The 18364-nt window shown below is 69.2% G+C and carries 18 protein-coding genes and 1 pseudogene; 4 read left to right on the top strand and 15 right to left on the bottom strand.

Features of this window, described 5'->3' with window-relative positions; all coding sequences use genetic code 11:
- Positions 1–78: 78 nt before the first annotated feature.
- The 3 genes from ACM6LU_RS09280 to thyX form a co-directional block, all read right to left on the bottom strand.
- Positions 79–1575 carry a protein kinase domain-containing protein gene (locus ACM6LU_RS09280; protein ID WP_414937220.1) on the bottom strand — a complete coding sequence of 499 codons (1497 nt, stop codon included), beginning with the start codon at positions 1573–1575 and terminating at the stop codon, positions 79–81.
- 85 nt (positions 1576–1660) lie between these two features.
- Positions 1661–2053, bottom strand: coding sequence for an ACT domain-containing protein (locus ACM6LU_RS09275; protein WP_414937219.1), 393 nt, complete (start codon positions 2051–2053; stop codon positions 1661–1663).
- Positions 2053–2805, bottom strand: coding sequence for an FAD-dependent thymidylate synthase (gene thyX / locus ACM6LU_RS09270; protein ID WP_414937218.1), 753 nt, complete (start codon positions 2803–2805; stop codon positions 2053–2055). The genes ACM6LU_RS09275 and thyX overlap by 1 nt, the downstream gene beginning before the upstream one ends.
- Positions 2806–2938: 133 nt before the next feature.
- Between thyX and ACM6LU_RS09265 the strand changes: the two genes are divergently transcribed.
- Both ACM6LU_RS09265 and ACM6LU_RS09260 read left to right on the top strand, forming a co-directional pair.
- A complete protein-coding gene (locus tag ACM6LU_RS09265; RefSeq protein WP_414937217.1) occupies positions 2939–3463 on the top strand; it encodes a toxin-antitoxin system HicB family antitoxin in 525 nt (174 codons plus the stop codon).
- Positions 3464–3473: 10 nt separating this feature from the next.
- The gene (locus ACM6LU_RS09260) at positions 3474–4382 is read left to right on the top strand and encodes a DUF4097 family beta strand repeat-containing protein (RefSeq protein ID WP_414937216.1); all 909 of its coding nucleotides are present in this window, start codon (positions 3474–3476) and stop codon (positions 4380–4382) included.
- A 649-nt stretch (positions 4383–5031) separates the two neighbouring features.
- Here the strand turns inward: ACM6LU_RS09260 and ACM6LU_RS09255 are convergent.
- Entirely contained in the window at positions 5032–6252 is a 1221-nt protein-coding gene (locus ACM6LU_RS09255) for a winged helix-turn-helix domain-containing protein (protein ID WP_414937215.1), read from the bottom strand.
- A 57-nt stretch (positions 6253–6309) separates the two neighbouring features.
- Here ACM6LU_RS09255 and ACM6LU_RS09250 point away from each other — a divergent pair, with 57 nt between their 5' ends.
- Positions 6310–6870, top strand: a complete 561-nt coding sequence (locus ACM6LU_RS09250; RefSeq protein ID WP_414937214.1) for a GNAT family N-acetyltransferase — start codon at positions 6310–6312, stop codon at positions 6868–6870.
- Positions 6871–6936: 66 nt separating this feature from the next.
- Here ACM6LU_RS09250 and ACM6LU_RS09245 read toward each other — a convergent pair.
- Positions 6937–7239, bottom strand: a pseudogene (locus ACM6LU_RS09245) (GtrA family protein); the annotation flags it as partial.
- A 254-nt stretch (positions 7240–7493) separates the two neighbouring features.
- Between ACM6LU_RS09245 and ACM6LU_RS09240 the strand changes: the two are divergent.
- Positions 7494–8015, top strand: a complete 522-nt coding sequence (locus tag ACM6LU_RS09240) for a YqaA family protein (RefSeq protein ID WP_414937213.1) — start codon at positions 7494–7496, stop codon at positions 8013–8015.
- A gap of 20 nt (positions 8016–8035) precedes the next feature.
- On the opposite strand, the gene ACM6LU_RS09235 is transcribed toward ACM6LU_RS09240, so the two are convergent.
- From ACM6LU_RS09235 to ACM6LU_RS09190, 10 genes are all read right to left on the bottom strand, one after another.
- Positions 8036–8494, bottom strand: a complete 459-nt coding sequence (locus ACM6LU_RS09235; protein ID WP_414937212.1) for a tetratricopeptide repeat protein — start codon at positions 8492–8494, stop codon at positions 8036–8038.
- Entirely contained in the window at positions 8491–9237 is a 747-nt protein-coding gene (gene dapB, locus ACM6LU_RS09230; protein ID WP_414937211.1) for a 4-hydroxy-tetrahydrodipicolinate reductase, read from the bottom strand. The genes ACM6LU_RS09235 and dapB overlap by 4 nt, the downstream gene beginning before the upstream one ends.
- Positions 9234–10598 carry a M16 family metallopeptidase gene (locus ACM6LU_RS09225; protein ID WP_414937210.1) on the bottom strand — a complete coding sequence of 455 codons (1365 nt, stop codon included), beginning with the start codon at positions 10596–10598 and terminating at the stop codon, positions 9234–9236. The genes dapB and ACM6LU_RS09225 overlap by 4 nt, the downstream gene beginning before the upstream one ends.
- A 94-nt stretch (positions 10599–10692) precedes the next feature.
- Positions 10693–12978, bottom strand: a complete 2286-nt coding sequence (locus ACM6LU_RS09220) for a polyribonucleotide nucleotidyltransferase (protein WP_414937209.1) — start codon at positions 12976–12978, stop codon at positions 10693–10695.
- Positions 12979–13224: 246 nt separating this feature from the next.
- Positions 13225–13494, bottom strand: a complete 270-nt coding sequence (gene rpsO, locus ACM6LU_RS09215; RefSeq protein WP_003084034.1) for a 30S ribosomal protein S15 — start codon at positions 13492–13494, stop codon at positions 13225–13227.
- Positions 13495–13622: 128 nt separating this feature from the next.
- Entirely contained in the window at positions 13623–14132 is a 510-nt protein-coding gene (thpR, locus tag ACM6LU_RS09210; RefSeq protein WP_414937208.1) for an RNA 2',3'-cyclic phosphodiesterase, read from the bottom strand.
- Positions 14133–14169: 37 nt separating this feature from the next.
- Positions 14170–14652, bottom strand: coding sequence for an XRE family transcriptional regulator (locus tag ACM6LU_RS09205; RefSeq protein ID WP_414937207.1), 483 nt, complete (start codon positions 14650–14652; stop codon positions 14170–14172).
- A gap of 114 nt (positions 14653–14766) precedes the next feature.
- Complete coding sequence (locus ACM6LU_RS09200; protein ID WP_414937206.1) at positions 14767–15729, bottom strand: bifunctional riboflavin kinase/FAD synthetase; 963 nt, start codon at positions 15727–15729, stop codon at positions 14767–14769.
- A gap of 139 nt (positions 15730–15868) precedes the next feature.
- Positions 15869–16792 (bottom strand): tRNA pseudouridine(55) synthase TruB, encoded by a 924-nt coding sequence (gene truB, locus ACM6LU_RS09195; RefSeq protein ID WP_414937205.1) that lies wholly within the window; start codon positions 16790–16792, stop codon positions 15869–15871.
- 122 nt (positions 16793–16914) lie between these two features.
- On the bottom strand, positions 16915–18225 hold the full coding sequence (locus ACM6LU_RS09190) for an MFS transporter (RefSeq protein WP_414937204.1): 1311 nt from the start codon (positions 18223–18225) through the stop codon (positions 16915–16917).
- Positions 18226–18364: the final 139 nt, after the last annotated feature.

Here is an 18364-nt window from a genome sequence, read left to right as displayed (position 1 = left end):
CCTTGCCGACGTGGTCGTTCCCGGAATTACGGGAGATCTTCCGTGGCGAAGGCGAACTCGGCGCAAACTCTCTGTGACCTATTTGACCTTGGTCGTGATCTGCTTCGGGATCTGGCTGCCGTCGGCCTTGGCGAGCAGGCAGAGGAAACCCCTTGAGTAGCTCCGGTCCTCCTCGTTGGGCGGCCGGTTCCACTCGGCTTCCGTCGGGACGACCGGCCGCCAGATCAAGGACGTCCGCTGCTCCGCCGGGACAGCGTTCGAGTTGAACGTCGCCGAGCACAGTGCCTCGGCGATCCGGTTCACCGTCTCCGCGCCGGGATACGCCGCGACCTGGGCGTCCTGGTCGCTGTAGGACTCGACGTCGAGCACGCCGCGCTTGCCGAAGACCTCCACCAGGTGGTCCTTCTCGCAGCTGACCCCGTCGTTCAGGTTGATGCCCTCTTTGAGCGGCACGTTGTAGCAGTCGCCGGGGGAACCGAGTTCGACCTGGCCGTTGATGCCGTAGGTCAACGTGGGCTGCGCCTGGTTGTTCCCTGCCGGCGTGGCCATCCAGCGGCCGAGGAAGATCCCGCCGACCAGGGCACCGATCACGGCGACCGCGGCCAGGCTGAGCAGGAGTGGACGCAGGTTGCGTTTGGCGGGCGCGGGCCGGCTCATCGGCTGGCCGGGGTGCAGCATCGCCGTCCCGCCCGAGGGCGGGGTCGGCTGGGCCTGCACGCCCTGCGCGGCCGAAAGCAGGCTGCGCACCTGGTCGGACGACATCCGCGCTTCGGGCTTGGTGACCAGCAGGCCGAGGATCGCGGCGGCCAGCGGGCCCTGGACCCGCGTCAGATACGGCGCCTCGGTCATGATCGCGTGCAGCGTGGCCGCGGTGGTGGACCGTTCGAACGCGACGATGCCCTCGGCGGCGAAGAACAGCGTCGTGCCCAGTGACCACAGGTCGGATTCGGGCATCGCGTCGCGACCTTCGACCCGTTCCGGCGCCATGAACGCGGGCGAGCCGACGATCATGCCGCTGGTGGTCAGGCGCGGGTCGTCGGTCGCGTGCGCGATGCCGAAGTCGGTCAGCTTCACCCTGCCGTCCGGCGCGACCATGATGTTCGCGGGCTTGACGTCGCGGTGCACGATCCCGGCGGCGTGCGCCGCTCGAAGCGCGGACAGCACCCGCTCCCCCACCACGGCGACCTGCTGCGCCGGCATCGGCCCGCGCTCACGCACGAGATCGGCCAGCGTCGGCGCCTCGACCAGCTCCATCACGATGTACGTGGCGCCGCCCTCGGTGACGACGTCGTACACGGTGACCACGGCCGGGTCGTTGAGCCGCCCGGCGGCGCGGACCTCACGCAGCATCCGCTCCGACAGCACCGAGGCGTCCTCGGGGGCGTCCGGGAACTTCAGCTCCTTGATCGCCACCTGACGGCCGATCACCTGGTCCTGGGCGCGCCAGACGATTCCCATCCCGCCGCGGCCGAGCTCGCCCAGCAGGGCGTAACGGCCGGCGACGATCCGCGCGCCGGTGGCCTGGTACGTCTGCTGGGGCGGCGGCCCGTACGGACGGGTCTTTTCGTCGGTCAAGGTTCGATGCTCCTTCGGTTCGCGCAGGATGCTAGCTCGGACCCGTTCGCGCCCCGAAAGGTTCCTTCTTCCTACTGTCTTTGAATCAGACCGTGACCTCGTGCCCGGACTCCCGGAGCGCCTTCACCGCGCGCTCCAGCTCGGGAGCCCGGACCAGCACGTGGTCGGTGTCGAAAGTGGACATCGAGAACAGCGCCACCCCGGCCGCGGCCAGCTCGCTCGACAGCGCCGCGATGATGCCGGTCAGCGTGAAGGCCAGCGGCCCGCGGACCGACAGCAGCCGCCAGTCGTCCTCGACGGTGGCCCCGGCGGGCGCGAGACCGGCCGGGCAGATCACCGAAAGCTCCTCCGGCGTCCGCGTGATGGAGATCAGCACGGGCTCGCCGGGGTCGAGCAGGTTCGCCGGAATCGGCGCGTCCGGGGCGAGGCGGGCGACCGTGTACTCGCCGGGCCGGACGTCGATCGCGAGACGTCGCATCAGCCCTCGAGAACCTTCGGGCTGGACGCGACCTCGGTGCCGTCGGGCAGCGCGGAGATGGTGAAGTCCGCGAACACGTTGCCCGACGCCTTCTGCAGCTCGCGCAGGCAGTCGATGGCCAGTGCGCGGATCTCGACGTCGGCGTGCTCGGTGGCGCGCATCGCGATGAAGTGGCGCCAGGCGCGGTAGTTGCCGGTGACCACGATGCGGGTCTCGGTGGCGTTCGGCAGCACGGCGCGGGCGGCCTGGCGGGCCTGCTTGCGGCGCAGGGTCGCGCTCGGCACGTCGGCGAACTTCTCCTCGAGCCCGGCGAGCAGCTCGGTGTAGGCGTCGACGGCGGCCTGCGAGGCGGCGAGGAACTTCGCGTGCAGCTCCGGGTCCTGCGCGATGACGTCGGGCTCGACGAACGCGGCGTCGCGCTCCGGGACATAGCGCTGCGAAAGCTGCGAGTAGGAGAAGTGACGGTGGCGGATCAGCTCGTGCGTCAGCGACCGGGAGATTCCGGTGATGTAGAAGGTGACGGACCCGTGCTCCAGCACCGACAGGTGGCCCACGTCGATGATGTGCTCGAGGTAGCCGGCGTTGGTGGCCGTCTTCGGGTTCGGCTTCTTCCAGGACTGGTAGCAGGCCCGACCGGCGAATTCGGCCAGCGCCTCACCACCGTCGGTATCGGTCGACCACGGTACGTCCGACGGCGGGAAAAACTCCGTCTTCGCGATCAGTTGAACCTTGGGTGACACGGTCTCGGCCACGTTCGCACTCCCTTTCGACCCCTGCTCCACGACTCCAGGCAGCGTAACCGCAGCCGTCTCTGACACCCCGGCGACATCACGGTGACGTCATCGCCTCCTTGACTGACATCACAAGTGACGTCATATTGGTGTCATGGATCTGACGCCGTACATCACAAGCCTTCGCGAGGACCTCGCGAACACGGCTTCGGCCGGCGACGAGCAGACGCGGCGCGCTGCCGCGCTGTTGTCGTCGGCACTGGAGCCCGCCGCCCGACTGACCATCATGAACGCCCTCGCGGACCTGGCCGCCGAAGTGACCTCGGCGCTGCCGGGGCACGTCGTCGACGTCCGGCTCAACGGCCGCGACGTGCGCGTCGTCGTCACCGGCTCCGGCGAGAGCACCGAGCAGGCCGCACCCCGCCACGAGACGCCGCGAGAGGCTCCGCGCGTCCCCAAGATGGACACGGGTGACATCACACGAATCACGCTACGCCTGTTCGAGCAGGTCAAGGGCCAGGCCGAAGCCGCGGCCGCCTCTCAGGGCGTTTCGCTGAACACGTTCGTCTCGCAGGCCGTCCAGGGGGCGCTGGGCAAGAGCGGGAGCGAGCACTGGCAGTACAAGCAGAAGCCGGGCGGCGGTGCCGGTTCGCACCTGCACGGCTGGGTCCAGGGCTGAGGGGACGGAAATGACCGAGGAAAGCAATCACGCCGGTGAAGAGGCCGTGCGCGTCGAAGACTTCGAGGCCGACGGCCCGATCGAGATCGACGTGAGCGTGGCCATCGGCCGGGTGACCATCGAACTGACCGGCGAGAGCGGTATCCACGCCGAGGTCCGCCGCGACGGCGGCGAGCAGCAGCCCTGGGTCGACGGGATGACGAGCCTGCTCAGCTGGGTCGGGGAACGCTTCGGCGACCAGCTCGGCGGCCCGCAGGGGGCGTCGGCGGGCGACGCCGTGGCGCAGACGCGGATCGAGAAGGTCGGCAACCGGCTGGTCGTCCACGCACCGAAGGCCTGGCAGCTGAAGAACGTCCCGCTCACCGTGACCGTCCGGGCACCCGCCGGTTCACACCTGGAGGTGCGGGCCGGAGCGGCCGCCGTCACGGTGACCGGTTCCGCGGGCCGGGCAGACATCCTCACCGGCTCCGGCGACGTCGGCCTGGAGCGGACAGACGGTTCGGCGATCGTCCGCACCGGCACCGGCGACATCAAGCTCGGACCGACACTGTCCGGCCTGCAGCTGCGCACCGGCAGCGGTCACGTCGAGGCGTCCTCGGTGAACGGTTCGGCCACGGTCGCGACCGGCACCGGCAACGTCTGGCTCGGCGAGGTCGCGGGCGAGGTCCTGGCACGCACCGGCAGCGGCGACCTCTCGGTGGCCGACGCCGCCTCCGGATCGCTGGAGCTGACCACCGGATCGGGCGAGGTCCGGGTCGGGATCCGCGGCGGTGTCGCCGCCGAGATCGACCTTTCGTCGACGACCGGTTCGGTGTCGAGCGAGCTGGATGTCGCGGAGAGTGCGCCGTCGGAGGTCTCGCTGAAGGTGCGGGCCCGGACCGGGACCGGCGACGCGGTGGTGACCAGCGCGGCCAGGTGAGGCCGCGGACCACGGGGGGATCAAGGGACTTTGCTCTCACTTTTCCACGGGGGTGGGAGCAAAGGTCCCTTGCTCGTTCTCGGGGTACCCGCGTACGGCCGGCCGGAGACACCGCGGTAGTGGCCTGATGACCCCAGGTCATCGCCTAAACCAGCTCCGCGTCTTCGGCGTCGAAAGAAGCTCGTCGGGAGGTGGATGTCCCTCTGTCCACACACCCCCTTTGGAACCGGTCGTGACGGGGACTGTCAGGCCGGACTGTGTGGATTTCGGGTCAACCCAACGCCCCAAATCCACATAGTCAGGGGCAGGGTGCCGAGAACCTTGAGGCCGTGAAGGCCTCCTTCCCTGCCTTGAGAGTCAGGCTCTCGGCAAAGTCGCGGGGCTGCTGGTCAGGTGGTTATTCGCCGCCCCGTGAGGCTGACGATGCAAGAATTGAGACGTTGAGTGTCCCAAGGTCTACATCGTCGCCGGGGGCACACCGGTTGCGGAGCTTGATCAACAGAGGTTCAGGGACATGCCCCCTCCGGCACACGATCGAGCGGGGAAACATTTCGGACGTTGAACGTCCCAAATCCTCCCCAGCTCTGCGGCCCTGACCTGGAGAGCAGGGAAGGAGGCCTTCAGGGACAGTCCTGAGGACCGCAGGGGCTCAACGCACCAACCGCGCGAGCACGGGAGCGAGGTCGCCCCGCTCCCCCACCGCGACCCCGTCCAGCCCCTGCCACTCCGCCATCAGCCGCAGTTCCCCGGCCAGCTCACTCGCGACCCGCGCGACGTCCACCCCGGGCTCGGCGAAGGCGCCCTGCACGCGAAGCACCCCGGCGGCCCGGTCGCACTTGAGGTCCACGCGACCGACGAGTTCACCGTCGAGCAGGAACGGGAAAACGTAGTAGCCGTAGATCCGCTTCGGCTCGGGGACGTAAATCTCGATGCGGTAGAAGAAGTCGAAGATGCGCTCGGTACGGGCGCGTTCCCAGATCAGCGGGTCGAACGGGGACAGCAGCGCGCGGCCGGTGACCGCCCTCGGCGCCTTCGCCGCGACATGCCGATACGCCGGCGCGGGCCAGCCGTCCACGGTCACCGGTTCCAGCACGCCCGCGTCGACCAGTTCGGCCACCGCCCGCTTGCTGACATCGGGGCCGAGGCGGTAGTAGTCCCGCAGGTCCGGTTCGGTGCCGATGCCCAGCGCGACGGCCGACCGGGTGATCAGCGCGCGGGCACCCTCCTCCGGGCTCACCCGGCGCGACAGGATCTCCGGCGGCACCACGCGTTCGGTCAGGTCGTACAGCCGCTCGAACGACCGGCGGGTGCCGGTGGTCAGCAGCCCCATGCCGAAGAGCCACTCGCAGGCCTTTTTGACCTCCGAGCGTTCCCACCACGAGCCGGGTTTGTAACCGCCGGAGTCGCTCTCCAGCGCGCGCTCGATGCCGCCCGCGCCGATCGGTCCCTGCTCCTTGACCACGGCGAGGATGTCGTCCACCAGCTGAGGCGTCTGCTCCAGCACGCGCGCGTAGTTCGTCCACCAGCCCATGCGCTTCGCCCCTGAACGCAGCAGCGGCCAGTCCTCCACCGGCAGCAGGCTCGCCTCGTGCGCCCACGATTCGACCAGCAGCCGCGGTTTGCGCACGGAATGGGACCAGGCCGCGTCGTCCACCAGCGTGGGCGCGTACGCGCCGAGACGGGAGAAGACCGGCATGTAGTGCGCGCGGACCGCGACGTTCACCGAATCCAGCTGTAGCAACTGGGTTCGCGACAGCACGCGCAGCAGATGCCGCCTGGTCACCGCGCCACTGGGACGCGCGTCGGCGAACCCTTGTGCGGCCAGGGCGATCCGGCGCGCGACCGGCCCGCTGATGGTCGTAGTACTCATCATCCGCATGGTGCCATCCGCCACCGACAGTTTCCGGCGACCTACTAAGTTCTCCCCATGGCCGCCGCCGAAGTCCGCCCCGCCGTCGTGTCCGACGCTCCCGAGATCGCCCGTATCCAGCGCGACACCTGGCGAAGCGCGTACACGGAGCTGCTCGGCGAAGCGGCCGTCGCCGAGCTCGACGTCGTGGAGCTCGAAACGACCTGGATCGAGACGATCGAGTACCCGGGTACGCGCGTCTTCCTGGCCACCGAAGGCGAGTTCACCGTCGGCTTCTGCGTCGCCGGCCGGGCTCCGGAGAGCGAGGCGGCCGCCGCGGACGGGTCGCTGCCCGACGACGTTTCGACAACCGCGCTCATCGCCTCACTGCTGGTCGAACCGCGCTGGGGACGGCGCGGCCACGCGGGACGGCTGCTCGCGAACGCGTCCGCCTGGCTGCGCGAGGACGGCGCCACACGCGGGATCAGCTGGGTCGCCCAGACCGATCACGCGTCACTGGGCTTCTTCCGTCGCGCGGGCTGGTCCCCCGACGGAACCGTTCGCATCCTCGACACCGGAAGCACGAACGTGCGCGAAGTCCGGCTCACCGGCACCCTCGCCCTCGAACTCACTCCCTGACTTCGCGAACACGACCCACCGCATCACCGAGTACATGAAGACGCCTTCGCACGCCCCGGCGATCAGCCGTGAGAGGCGGTAGTCGACGCCCAACGCGGCGAGTCCCGCGCCGACGCCGAGCAGGAACGCCACGTAGTTGATGACGATCGCGACGACGTACAGCACCGCCTGCCTGCCCACGGGCGCGTGCGAGCGGAAGTTCATGCCGCGGTTCAGCACGAAGCTCAGCCCGAACGCGACCCCGTACGCGAGCGTGATCGCCAGCCACACCGGCAGGCCGAGCCAGCCACGGAGCAGGGTCAGCAGGAGCAGGTCGACCCCGAAGGTGAACCCGTTGATGAGCGCGAACCCGAGGAAACTCGGCGCCACCAGCCGGGAAAGCCCGAAAGGGAGGCGCCGGACCACGGCCGCGCAGAAGTCGGCGAAGCGATCCGCGAAACCCGTACCGCGGACAGCGTCGTGCACGTCGGCCACGGATCCAGCATGGCAGCGGCAGATGACCGCGAGCCGACGAAGAGATGATCTTCTGGTGCGTGCCGGAAGCCGGTAACGGGGGCTGGCCCCAGTGCGACCCGTATTTCAGCTGATAGCTTGGAGAAGACGTAGATAACGGGGAGGCAACAATGGTGGGCTGGTTGCTCCTGTCGTTCGGTGTCGCCTTCGGCTCGGCGATCCTCCCCATCGTCAGCATCGAGATGTTCCTCATCGGCCTGTGCGCGAGTCAGCCGACGCTGCCGTGGCTGCTGCTCGGCGCCATCGTCGCGGCCGGTCAAGTCGGCGGGAAGACGCTCTACTACCTCGCCGCGAAGGGCACGATCAAGCTGCCGAAACCCCTGCACGACCGCCTCCACCGGGAGCGGCCGCCCACTCCGCGCCGGGAAAGATGGCGGGCACGCACCAAGAAGATGCGCGCCCGGCTCGACGCCCTCCGTGAACGCTGCCATCGGCATCCGCGCTGGATGGCGGGCACGTACGGGGTGAGTTCGGTCATCGGCCTGCCGCCGTACATGGCCACGAGCGTGCTCGCGGGGCTGGTGCGGATGCCGCTGGCGAGCTTCCTGGCCACCGGATTCCTGGGCCGCTGGCTGCGCTTCAGTTTGCTGGCCGCCTCCCCCGCCCTATTCGCCGGCTGGTTCCACTACTGAAGCCCGCCGCGAGTAGTCCTCTAGTTGCGGTCGGTGCGGGAACTGGCCTCGAGTTCCACAGCGCGCCGCATGGTCTCCCGTGCCCGCTTCCGGTCTCCGGCGATCTCGTACGCGTAAGCCAGCCGGTACCAGACGCGCCAGTTCTCCTGATCCGCCTCGACTTCGGCGCGGCGCTCGTCGAACCAGGCGTCCGCGGCGTCGCGATCCACCCGGCCCGAAGGACGCCGGGGTAGATCGGACACATCGGGCAGGCCACCTTCTTCGTCCAGCCGCCGCGAAAGCCGCTGGATCTGGACGCCGGAGCGCCAGGTGGTCGCGATGATCCAGATCCCGAGCAGCGGCAGCAGCAGGACACCGACGCCGAAGATCACCGGCACCGTCTCGCCGCTGCCCAGCAACGCGATGCCCCGGCCCGCCAGCAGGACGACGTAGACCGCGAGGGCCGCCGTCATCACCAGCGCGAGATTACGGGCCCTCACAGGTCGAGGATGTTCTCGAGACCGACCGTCAGGCCCGGTCGCGTGAGCACCGAACGCACCCCGAGCAGGACGCCCGGCATGAACGACGTGCGGTGCAGCGAGTCGTGCCGGATGGTGAGGGTCTCCCCCTCGCCGCCGAACAGGATCTCCTCGTGCGCCACCAGGCCGGGCAACCGGACGGAGTGCACGCGGACGTTCTCGACGAGCGCGCCACGGGCACCGTCCATTTCGGACGTCGTCGCGTCGTCGCCCGGTTCGAGACCGGCCGCGGCACGGGCCTCACCGATCAGCCGCGCGGTGTGCGCGGCGGTACCGGAAGGCGCGTCGGCCTTGCGGTTGTGATGCAGTTCGATGACCTCGGCCGAGTTGTAGAACCGCGCCGCCTGCTGGGCGAAGCGCATGGCCAGCACCGCGCCGAGGGCGAAGTTCGGCGCGATGAGCACGCCGAGCGACGGGTCGGCGGCGAGCCACGAACGCAGCTTCTCCAGCCTGTCGTCGCTGAATCCGGTGGTGCCGACGACCGCGTGGATCCCGTTGCCGGTCAGGAACTCCAGGTTGTCCATCACCGCGTCGGGATGGGTGAAGTCGACGACGACCTGTGCCTGCTTGAGCGCCGAGAAGTCGTCACCGGCGTCGAGTTCGGCGACGAGTTCCAGGTCGGCGGCACCGTTGACGGCGCCGACCACTTCCTGGCCCATCCGACCGCGTGCGCCCAGCACGCCGACGCGAATTCCAGCGGTCATGATGCGATCACCTCGTGCAGATCGTCCGGAAGGTCGTCGGCGTGAGCGTACGGCCCGACCACCGCCGCCGCCGTCACGCCACCAGGGCGGTGCAGCAGAGTGCGAGCGAGCGCACAGACCTCTTCGGTGGTGACGGCGTCGATCCGCGCCACCGTGTCGTCGACGCCGAGATACCGGCCGTAGTTCAGTTCGTTCTTGCCGATGCGCGACATCCGCGAGGAGGTGTCCTCCAGGCCGAGCACGAGCCCGCCCCGCAACTGCCCCTTCGCCCGCGCGACCTCGGCTTCGCTCAGCCCGTCCTTGCCGACGAGGTCGAGCACTTCGCGGATCACGCCGGCGACCTCGCCGAGCTTCTCGGGCTGGCAGCCCGCGTACACGGCCAGGTGCCCGGCGTCGGCGTAGCTCGCGACGGACGAGTACACCTGGTACGCCAGCCCGCGCTTCTCGCGGACCTCCTGGAACAGGCGCGAACTCATCCCGCCGCCGAGCGCGGCGTTGAGCACCGACTGCGCGAACCGCCGGTCGTCGTGCCGCGGCAGCGAACGCAGGCCGAGCATCACGTGTGCCTGCTCGGTGTCGTCGGTGTGCAGTGCGAGCTTCGGCACCGTGGCGATCCGAGCGCGCCCGCCCCGCGGCGGCACCGGTGTCGCCGTTCCGGTCAGCCGGTCCCGCAAAGCCTTGCGCACCAAGCGAAGCACCTGGCCGTGCTCGATGTTCCCGGCGACGGCGAGCACCATCCGCGGCAGCGTGTAGCGGCGGCGGTAGAACCCACGCAACGCCGACGCGGACATCTCCACGATGGACCTCTCGCTGCCGAGCACCGGACGGCCCAGCGCGTGGTCGCCCAGGATCGCGCCGACGAACGTCTCGTGCAGCAGGTCTTCGGGGTCGTCGTCGCGCATCGAGATCTCTTCGAGCACGACACTGCGCTCGGTCTCGACGTCCTTGTCCGTGCACAGGGCCTCGAACACGACGTCGGTGACGAGATCCATCGCGAGCGGCAAGTCCTCGTCGAGCACCTGCGCGTAGTAGCAGGTGTGCTCCTTCGCGGTGAACGCGTTGAACTCCCCGCCGACCGCGTCGATCTCCTCGGCGATCTGGGTGGCGTCCCGGTTCGTGGTGCCCTTGAACAGCAGGTGTTCGAGGTAGTGCGCGGCGCCTTCGACCGAAGACGGCTCGTCGCGTGATCCGACGCCGACCCACAAGCCGACCGTCACCGACCGGGAGGCGGGAACGTGCTCAGTGATGACCCGCAACCCTCCGGCGAGCACACTGCGCTTGACCACCGCACCGTCGGAAGTGGACTCGAGGGTGCGGGTGCTGCCGACGGGCTGTTCGTGCCCGGAGATCTGACGTGCCAACGGATCCCTTACTCACATGTCAGGAAAGGGTCGTTCAGGACATCGTGTGTCCCGAACGACCCTTTCCTGACGTTTCACACCGGTCTTGCCGGACCTACTGAGCGTCGGCCTTCGGGGCCTCGGCGTCAGTGCCCTCGGCGGGCTTCGTGGCCTCGGCGGCGTCGTCTTCCTGGACCACGATCAGGCTGATCTTGCCGCGGTTGTCGATGTCGGCGATCTCGACGCGGAGCTTGTCGCCCACGTTGACCACGTCCTCGACCTTGGCGATCCGCTTGCCGTTGCCCAGCTTGGAGATGTGCACCAGGCCGTCCTTGCCCGGCAGCAGCGAGACGAACGCGCCGAACGCGGCCGTCTTCACCACGGTGCCGAGGAAGCGCTCGCCGACCTTGGGCAGCTGCGGATTGGCGATGGCGTTGATCAGATCGATCGCCGCCTCCGCCGACGGGCCGTCGGCCGCGCCCACGTAGATCGTGCCGTCGTCCTCGATGGAGATGTCGGCACCGGTCTGCTCGGTGATCGAGTTGATCATCTTGCCCTTCGGGCCGATGACCTCGCCGATCTTGTCCACCGGGATCTTCACGCTGGTGACGCGCGGCGAGTAGGGGCTCATCTCGTCCGGGCCGTCGATCGCCTCGGCGATGACCTCCAGGATGGCGAGGCGAGCGTCCTTCGCCTGCTTCAGCGCGGCGGCGAGCACCTCGGAGGGGATGCCGTCGAGCTTCGTGTCCAGCTGCAGCGCGGTGATGATGTCCTTGGTGCCGGCGACCTTGAAGTCCATGTCGCCCATGGCGTCCTCGGCACCGAGGATGTCGGTCAGCGCGACGTAGCGGGTCTCGCCGTCGACCTCGTCGGAGATGAGGCCCATGGCGATGCCGGCGACCGGCGCCTTCAGCGGGACACCCGCGTTCAGCAGGCCCATGGTCGACGCGCAGACCGAGCCCATCGAGGTGGAGCCGTTGGAGCCCAGCGCCTCGGAGACCTGGCGGATCGCGTACGGGAACTCGTCACGCTTCGGCAGGACCGGGACCAGGGCGCGCTCGGCGAGCATGCCGTGGCCGATCTCGCGCCGCTTCGGCGAACCGACGCGGCCGGTCTCGCCGGTGGAGAACGGCGGGAAGTTGTAGTGGTGCAGGTACCGCTTGTGCGTCTCCGGGGAGAGCGAGTCGATCTGCTGCTCCATGCGGAGCATGTTCAGCGTGGTGACGCCCAGGATCTGCGTTTCCCCACGCTCGAAGAGCGCCGAACCGTGCGCCCGCGGGATCACGGCGACCTCGGCGGCGAGCGACCGGATGTCGGTCAGGCCGCGGCCGTCCATGCGGACCTTGTCCGTGAGGACGCGCTTGCGCATGATCTTCTTCGACAGGGCCTTGAACGCCGCGCCGATCTCCTTCTCGCGGCCCTGGAAGGCTTCGCCCTCGCCCAGGCCGATCTTCTCCAGCACCGCGGCCTTGACCTGGTCGGTCGCGTTGTCGCGGTCCTGCTTGCCCGCGATGGTCAGGGCGTTCGCGAGGTCGTCGGTCGCGATGGCGGCGACGGCGTCGAAGGCGTCCTGCTCGAAGGCGAGGAAGACCGGGAACTCACCGGTCGGCTTGGCGGCGACGTCGGCCAGCTGCTGCTGGGCCTCGCACAGCACCTTGATGAACGGCTTCGAGGCCTCGAGGCCCTCGGCGACGGCGATCTCGTCCGGCGCCTTGCCGCCACCGGCGATCAGGTCGAGCGTCTTGTCGGTGGCCTCGGCCTCGACCATCATGATGGCGACGTCGCTGTCATTGCCTCCAGCGCCGGCGGGCCCGCTCACGATGCGGCCGGCGACCACCATGTTGAAGGTGGCCTCTTCCAGCTGCTTCCAGGTCGGGAACGCGACCCACTGGCCCTCGATCAGCGCGACGCGGACGCCGCCGACCGGGCCGGAGAACGGCAGACCGGCGATCTGGGTCGAGGCCGAAGCCGCGTTGATCGCGAGCACGTCGTACGGGTCGTCCGGGTTGAGGCTCTGGACGGTGATGACGACCTGGATCTCGTTGCGGAGACCGTCGGTGAACGACGGGCGCAGCGGCCGGTCGATCAGGCGGCAGGTCAGGATCGCGTCGGTCGACGGGCGACCCTCCCGACGGAAGAACGCGCCGGGGATGCGTCCGGCGGCGTACATCCGCTCCTCGACGTCCACGGTCAGCGGGAAGAAGTCGAAGTGGTCCTTCGGGTGCTTCGACGCGGTGGTCGCCGAGAGCAGCATGGTCTCTTCGTCGAGGTACGCGACGACGGCGCCGGCGGCCTGACGGGCCAGGCGGCCGGTCTCGAAGCGGACGGTGCGGGTGCCGAAACGGCCGTTGTCGATCACGGCTTCGGTTTCGTGCACGGTGACTCCGGTGGAGTCGGTCATAGGGTGTATCTCCTCTTTTGTTCCTCTGTAACGGCGCGAGTCTCCCACCCTGGGACCTGTTTCGCCTGCGGACGCTCGAGGAGTGAGGCCGGTCTTCGATCGAAGCCCCCGGGCCGTTACCCGGAAACCACTACCGAGGACCGGCGGACGGTTCCTCGTGCGCGCTCGCGCCACGTTCTTTGCATAAGTCGAGCTTCTCAGACCGAGGGGGAGCGACCGCTACGGTCACTCCCCCTCGGGTTCAAGCTATCGGCGGAGGCCGAGACGCTGGATCAGCGCACGGTAACGCTCGATGTCCACCTTCATCACGTAGTTCAGCAGCCGGCGGCGGCGGCCGACCAGCAGCAGAAGCCCGCGACGGGAGTGGTGGTCGTGCTTGTGAGCCTTGAGGTGCTCGGTGAGGCCGACGATGCGCTTGGTCAGCAGCGCGACCTGGGCCTCGGGGGATCCGGTGTCCGAGTCGTGCACGCCGTACTCGGCAAGGATCGACTTCTTCTCTTCGGTGGACAAAGCCACAGTGGTGCTCCTAGATATTCTGTGCCGTGCGGCCCGGACGATCCATCACGCCGGGTGAGACGGTCACGGCCGCCACGGACTGCAGCCGGACCCGATCATCGAGGTTACCAGTCTCGTGATCAGCGGCTTCAGGCGCGGGCGTCGTTCAACTCGTACGACCGGATCACCCGGTAGTGCGAAACGTCCTGCTCACGGTCACTGCGAATCAGTACGGCTTCGGTCGCCGTCCAAGTTCTGCTCCTGAACCCGGCCAGCCGCTCCACCCACGCGCTCGCGGCTTCGGGCCGGTCGCGGGGGAAGCGGGCCAGTGTCAGGTGGGCCACATACGGCCTGCCTTCGTTCCCCGCGCCGGCCTTCGAGGCCAGCTCGTGGAGCCCGGTTCCGGTGACACTCAACCACAGCACCCCGGGGAATGTCGCGGCCTTTTCCAGCCGGACGTCGATCGCGGGAGCCGCGGCCAGCCGTCCGGTCAGCCACTCGGACCGTTCTTCGGGGTCGTCCTCACCGTGGAAACCGAGGGTGACGTGCCAGTGTTCCCGCCGCGACCAGCGGAAATCGCCGTCTTCGGGTGTGCCCAGCGCTCTCGCGATCTCATCGAGGACGTCGTCCGGCGGGATCAGGGCGCTGAAGAGGTTCATGGCGATTCGGGTATCTACCCGTGACTCGCGAGTTCCGTCAGGGACCGTTCCTCGCGGCCCGGCGCAACAGGTCCGCGAGGGACGGGAAGTCGTCGTCGAGCAGCTTCGCGGCTTCGGTGAGGTCTTCGTCCTCGCCGATGTCCCGCAGTGCCGCGAGTACACCCTGATCGTCGGCGACGGCACCGACCGGGATGTTGTCCCTGCCCACCGTCGGCCGCGAATCGCGGACGTCCTCGAGCGCCTCCTGCATGGCCTTGCGGTCCCCCGCGGCGACCGCCGGGACCAGCACCTTGCGCTCCAGCATGATCATCTTGGCGAGTACGACCGGGTTGCCGATCTTCGCGCGGCGCCCGCTCATCACCTGGCTGAGCATCGGCGCGCTGATACCGAGGACCTCGGCGAGGAAGGCTTGGGAGATGTCGAACGCGACGACCAGTCTCCGCACGCGATCGCCGAGCGGCTCCCCGTACCACTCCCTCTGCAGCGCGATGTTCCGCTGGACGATTTTGTGGTCCTCCACCTGGTCCGCTCCCCTAACCCCATCGAACGCCTATGCGGTCCGTGACATCTTGCCACCGCGACACGCCCTGACGGGCGTGTTTGTCGATTGTCGTCCGGCCGTGGCCGGGTCTCCTCAGCCCTGCTCGCCCAGCAGGTCCCTGGTACGGGCGACATCCTCGTCGATCTGCTTCACCAGACCTTCCGACGTCGGGAACCGGACCTGATCCCGCAGCTTGGCCACGAAATCGAGTGAGACGTGCTGCCCGTAGAAGTCCTCGTCGATGTCGAGGACGAAGGCCTCGACGGTGCGTTCCCGCCCCGAAAACGTCGGGTTGGTCCCGACCGAGACGGCGGCGCGCAACCGGCGGCCAGGATCCGACGACCGGGTGAACCAAGCGCCGTAGACGCCGTCTGCGGGCACCGCCGCGAAGCGCGGCGTCGACAGGTTCGCCGTCGGGTAGCCGAGATCGTGCCCCCGGCCGTCTCCCCGCACGACGATGCCTTCCAGCCGGTGCGGCCTGCCGAGCGCCTCGGACGCCGCGACGACGTCCCCGGCGTCGATGCACGAGCGGACGTAGGTCGAGGAGAAGGTGATCTCGTTCTCCGACTGTTGCCGCGCGAGCAGCCCTTGCAGTTCCGCGCCGTGCGCCACGAAACCGAACCGCTTCCCCAGCGTGCGCAGGAGGTTGACGTCACCGGCGGCCTTGGCGCCGAAGGTGAAGTTCTCCCCCACGATCACCACGGCCGCGTGCAGCTTGTCCACCAGGACCTCGTGCACGAACTCGTGCGCCGTCAGCCGCGACAGTTCCAGCGTGAACGGCAGCACGCAGAAGACGTCCACGCCAAGGCCCTCGACCAGTTCCGCCTTGCGGCGCAACGTGGTCAGCTGCGTGGGATGGCTGCCCGGCCGGATCACCTCCGACGGATGCGGGTCGAAGGTCAGCACCACACTCGGCACACCGCGTTCGGCGGCGGCGCGGACCGTCCTCGAGATCAGCTCCTGATGCCCGCGGTGCACGCCGTCGAAGACGCCGATCGTCACCACGCACCGTCCCCAGCTCCCGGGAAGGTCACCCAAACCACGCCAACGCTGCACTTGTGCCCCGTCTCCGCCAAGCCTGCTCCGTGCACCACCCTAGGCCGTGTCCTGCAAGGCTCGCTCGCGGGCTTCGCACCCAGGCGGGCTTTGGCACCCTGGATCACGAAGCCCGTCGACCGGCCTGACAGGACACGGTCTAGGCGGGCAGCAACACGGCCACCGAGCGGGCCAGTTCCCCTTCGTCGGCGGCGAGCGCGAGCACCCGGCCGTCCGGTCCGAACATCCCGTACGTGCCCTCGATCCCGGCCGAGGGCACCCGCTGTCCATATCGGACCGCCTGTGCCGCGCGGGCGTCCAGATCGCGGCGCGGGAACGCGGCGGCGACGGCGGCGTCGAGGTCCAGCGACAGTTCCGGCTTGTCCTCGAGCTGGTCGAGAGTGCGGGCCTTGGCGAGCGTGAACGGCCCGACCGTGGTGCGCCGCAACGCGAGCAGATGCCCGCCGACGCCCAGCCCAGCACCGAGATCGCGGGCCAGCGCCCGGACGTAGGTCCCGGACGAACACTCGACGACGGCGTCGAGTTCGATCCGGCCCGCCTCGCGACGGGTGGCGAGCAGATCGAAGCGGTGCACGGTGACCGGACGCGGCGGGATCACGACCTCTTCGCCGGCGCGGACACGGGCGTACGCGCGCTTCCCGTCGATCTTGACCGCGCTGACCGCGCTGGGCACCTGCTGGATGTCTCCGCTCAGCGCGGCGATCCCGGCGGCGATCGCGTCGTCGGCGATCTTCTCGACGGCTTCCGGGTCGGCTTCGGCGATCGGCTCGCCCTCGGCGTCGTCGGTCGTCGTGGACAGTCCCAAGGAGAGGGTCGCGAGATAGGTCTTGCGGTCCAGCGCCAGATGGCCGAGGAGTTTCGTCGCGCGTTCGATGCCGAGCACCAGGACGCCGGTGGCCATCGGGTCCAGTGTTCCGGCGTGCCCGACCTTGCGGGTGCCCATGAAGCGCCGGGCCCTGGCGACGACGTCGTGGGAGGTCATCCCGGACGGCTTGTCGACGATGACGAGACCTGGCGGCGGAGCGGGACGTTTGGTGGCTGGGGCTTGATTGGGGCGCGACACGCGCCGAACCCTATCTTTCGGTCCCGCGCGGAGCTGAAGGGGACTTTCCCCGCGTCTCACGCGGTGAAGGGCGCTTTCCCCTCATGTCATGCGGGGAAAGCGCCCTTCAGCCGCGCGGGGCGTCAGGACGAGACGGGCAATGGCGCTTCGGCGTCCCAGCGCCGTCGCCGGATTTGCACCGGAATCTCCTCGCCGCGCGCCTCGGCCTCGAACAGCACGGCGCGGGTGCGCCGCCACCACACGAGCATCCGGAAGGTGCCCAGCGCGAGCACCGCGATGACCGACAGCAGCGCCTGGCGGAACGCGCCGCCGGTCCACTCCAGCAGCACTCCGACCGCCAGCGCCGAGATCGTCGTGGCCACGAACCCGCCGACGTTCACGACACCGGTCGCGGTGCCGACGCGCGAGAGCGGGTTGTAGTCCCGCGCCAGCGCGAAGCCGATCATCGACGCGGGGCCGCCGAGGGAGAGGAAGGCGAACGCGGGGACCAGTACCGCGACCGGGGTAGTCCCGCCCCAGCCGAGCAGGACCGCCCAGATCACCGCGGCGACACCGATGTACCCGCCGACCAGCGGCATCCGCAGTGACGGGCGCCGTCCGATCAGGCCGCCGACGAACGGGCCGCCGATCATCGAGCCGACCACGAACACGATCAGCAGCGAACTCGCGGTGGACTTCGGATAGCCCTGTCCCCGCACCAGGAACGGGACACCCCACAGCATGGTCAGCACGTTGGGCGCGAACATCGTGCTGAAGTGGACCCAGAACCCCAGCCTGGTCCCGGGGGTGCGCCACGCCTCGGCGACCTGGCGGCCCAGCACCCTGGGGTGAACCCTTTCGCGCACGGGCTCCGGTTCGCCGGGCGGGGTGTCCTTGACGCGAAGGGCGACAACTGCGGCGTACAGCGCCGTCACCAGGCCGACGGCGAGGAACGTCGGGGTCCAGCCGGGACCGTCGAGCAACAGGCCGAGCGGGACGGTCGCGGCGAGGTTGCCGACGTAACCGATGGCCCCGGTCAGCGCGGCGAGCAGGGCGTACTGACGGCCGGGGAAATGCGCGGCGATCAGCCGCATGATGCTCACGAACGTCAGCGCGTCGCCGAAGCCGACGACGGCGCGGGCGACCAGGCCGAGCGGGTACGAATCGGCGACCGCGAGCAGGATCTGCCCGAGACCGAGGAAGAACACGGCGCAGGTGAGCACGCGGCGCGGGCCGTAGCGGTCGACGAGGACGCCGGTGGGGATCTGCATCGCGGCGTAGACGCCGACCTGCAGGACGGTGAACGTGCCGAGCGCGGCCGCTCCGACGCCGAAGCGGTCGGCGGCCTGAAGCCCGGCGACGCCGAACGACGTGCGGTGGAAGACGGCGAGGAGGTAGACGGTGACGGCGGCGAACCAGATGAACCAGGACCGGCGGGTGGCTCGGCCTGTCACAGTGTTTCCTCCTTGAGAACGGTTCCGGGCAAGAAGACGCCCGCGCTGCCGCCTCGTATAGTTGTAGCTCCTAAGCAATGGCGAAACCTACCCGCTACCCAGGTGCTTTTCGCCACACGCCTGCTCCCCCCATCACCGC

Origin of the sequence: Amycolatopsis sp. cmx-11-51, from assembly GCF_047608665.1 — a bacterium.
Taxonomy (GTDB): Bacteria; Actinomycetota; Actinomycetes; order Mycobacteriales; family Pseudonocardiaceae; genus Amycolatopsis.
Note: the sequence above shows the minus strand (reverse complement) of the source record. Positions and strands in the feature narration are given on the sequence as shown.

Coding starts and splice junctions, on each gene's coding strand:
- ACM6LU_RS09255 (WP_414937215.1), bottom strand. CDS start 6,252: ATGAGTACTACGACCATCAGCGGGCCGGTCGCGCGCCGGATCGCCCTG.
- ACM6LU_RS09220 (WP_414937209.1), bottom strand. CDS start 12,978: ATGACCGACTCCACCGGAGTCACCGTGCACGAAACCGAAGCCGTGATC.
- dapB (WP_414937211.1), bottom strand. CDS start 9,237: ATGACCGCTGGAATTCGCGTCGGCGTGCTGGGCGCACGCGGTCGGATG.
- ACM6LU_RS09240 (WP_414937213.1), top strand. CDS start 7,494: ATGGTGGGCTGGTTGCTCCTGTCGTTCGGTGTCGCCTTCGGCTCGGCG.
- ACM6LU_RS09265 (WP_414937217.1), top strand. CDS start 2,939: ATGGATCTGACGCCGTACATCACAAGCCTTCGCGAGGACCTCGCGAAC.
- thpR (WP_414937208.1), bottom strand. CDS start 14,132: ATGAACCTCTTCAGCGCCCTGATCCCGCCGGACGACGTCCTCGATGAG.
- ACM6LU_RS09275 (WP_414937219.1), bottom strand. CDS start 2,053: ATGCGACGTCTCGCGATCGACGTCCGGCCCGGCGAGTACACGGTCGCC.
- ACM6LU_RS09260 (WP_414937216.1), top strand. CDS start 3,474: ATGACCGAGGAAAGCAATCACGCCGGTGAAGAGGCCGTGCGCGTCGAA.
- ACM6LU_RS09250 (WP_414937214.1), top strand. CDS start 6,310: ATGGCCGCCGCCGAAGTCCGCCCCGCCGTCGTGTCCGACGCTCCCGAG.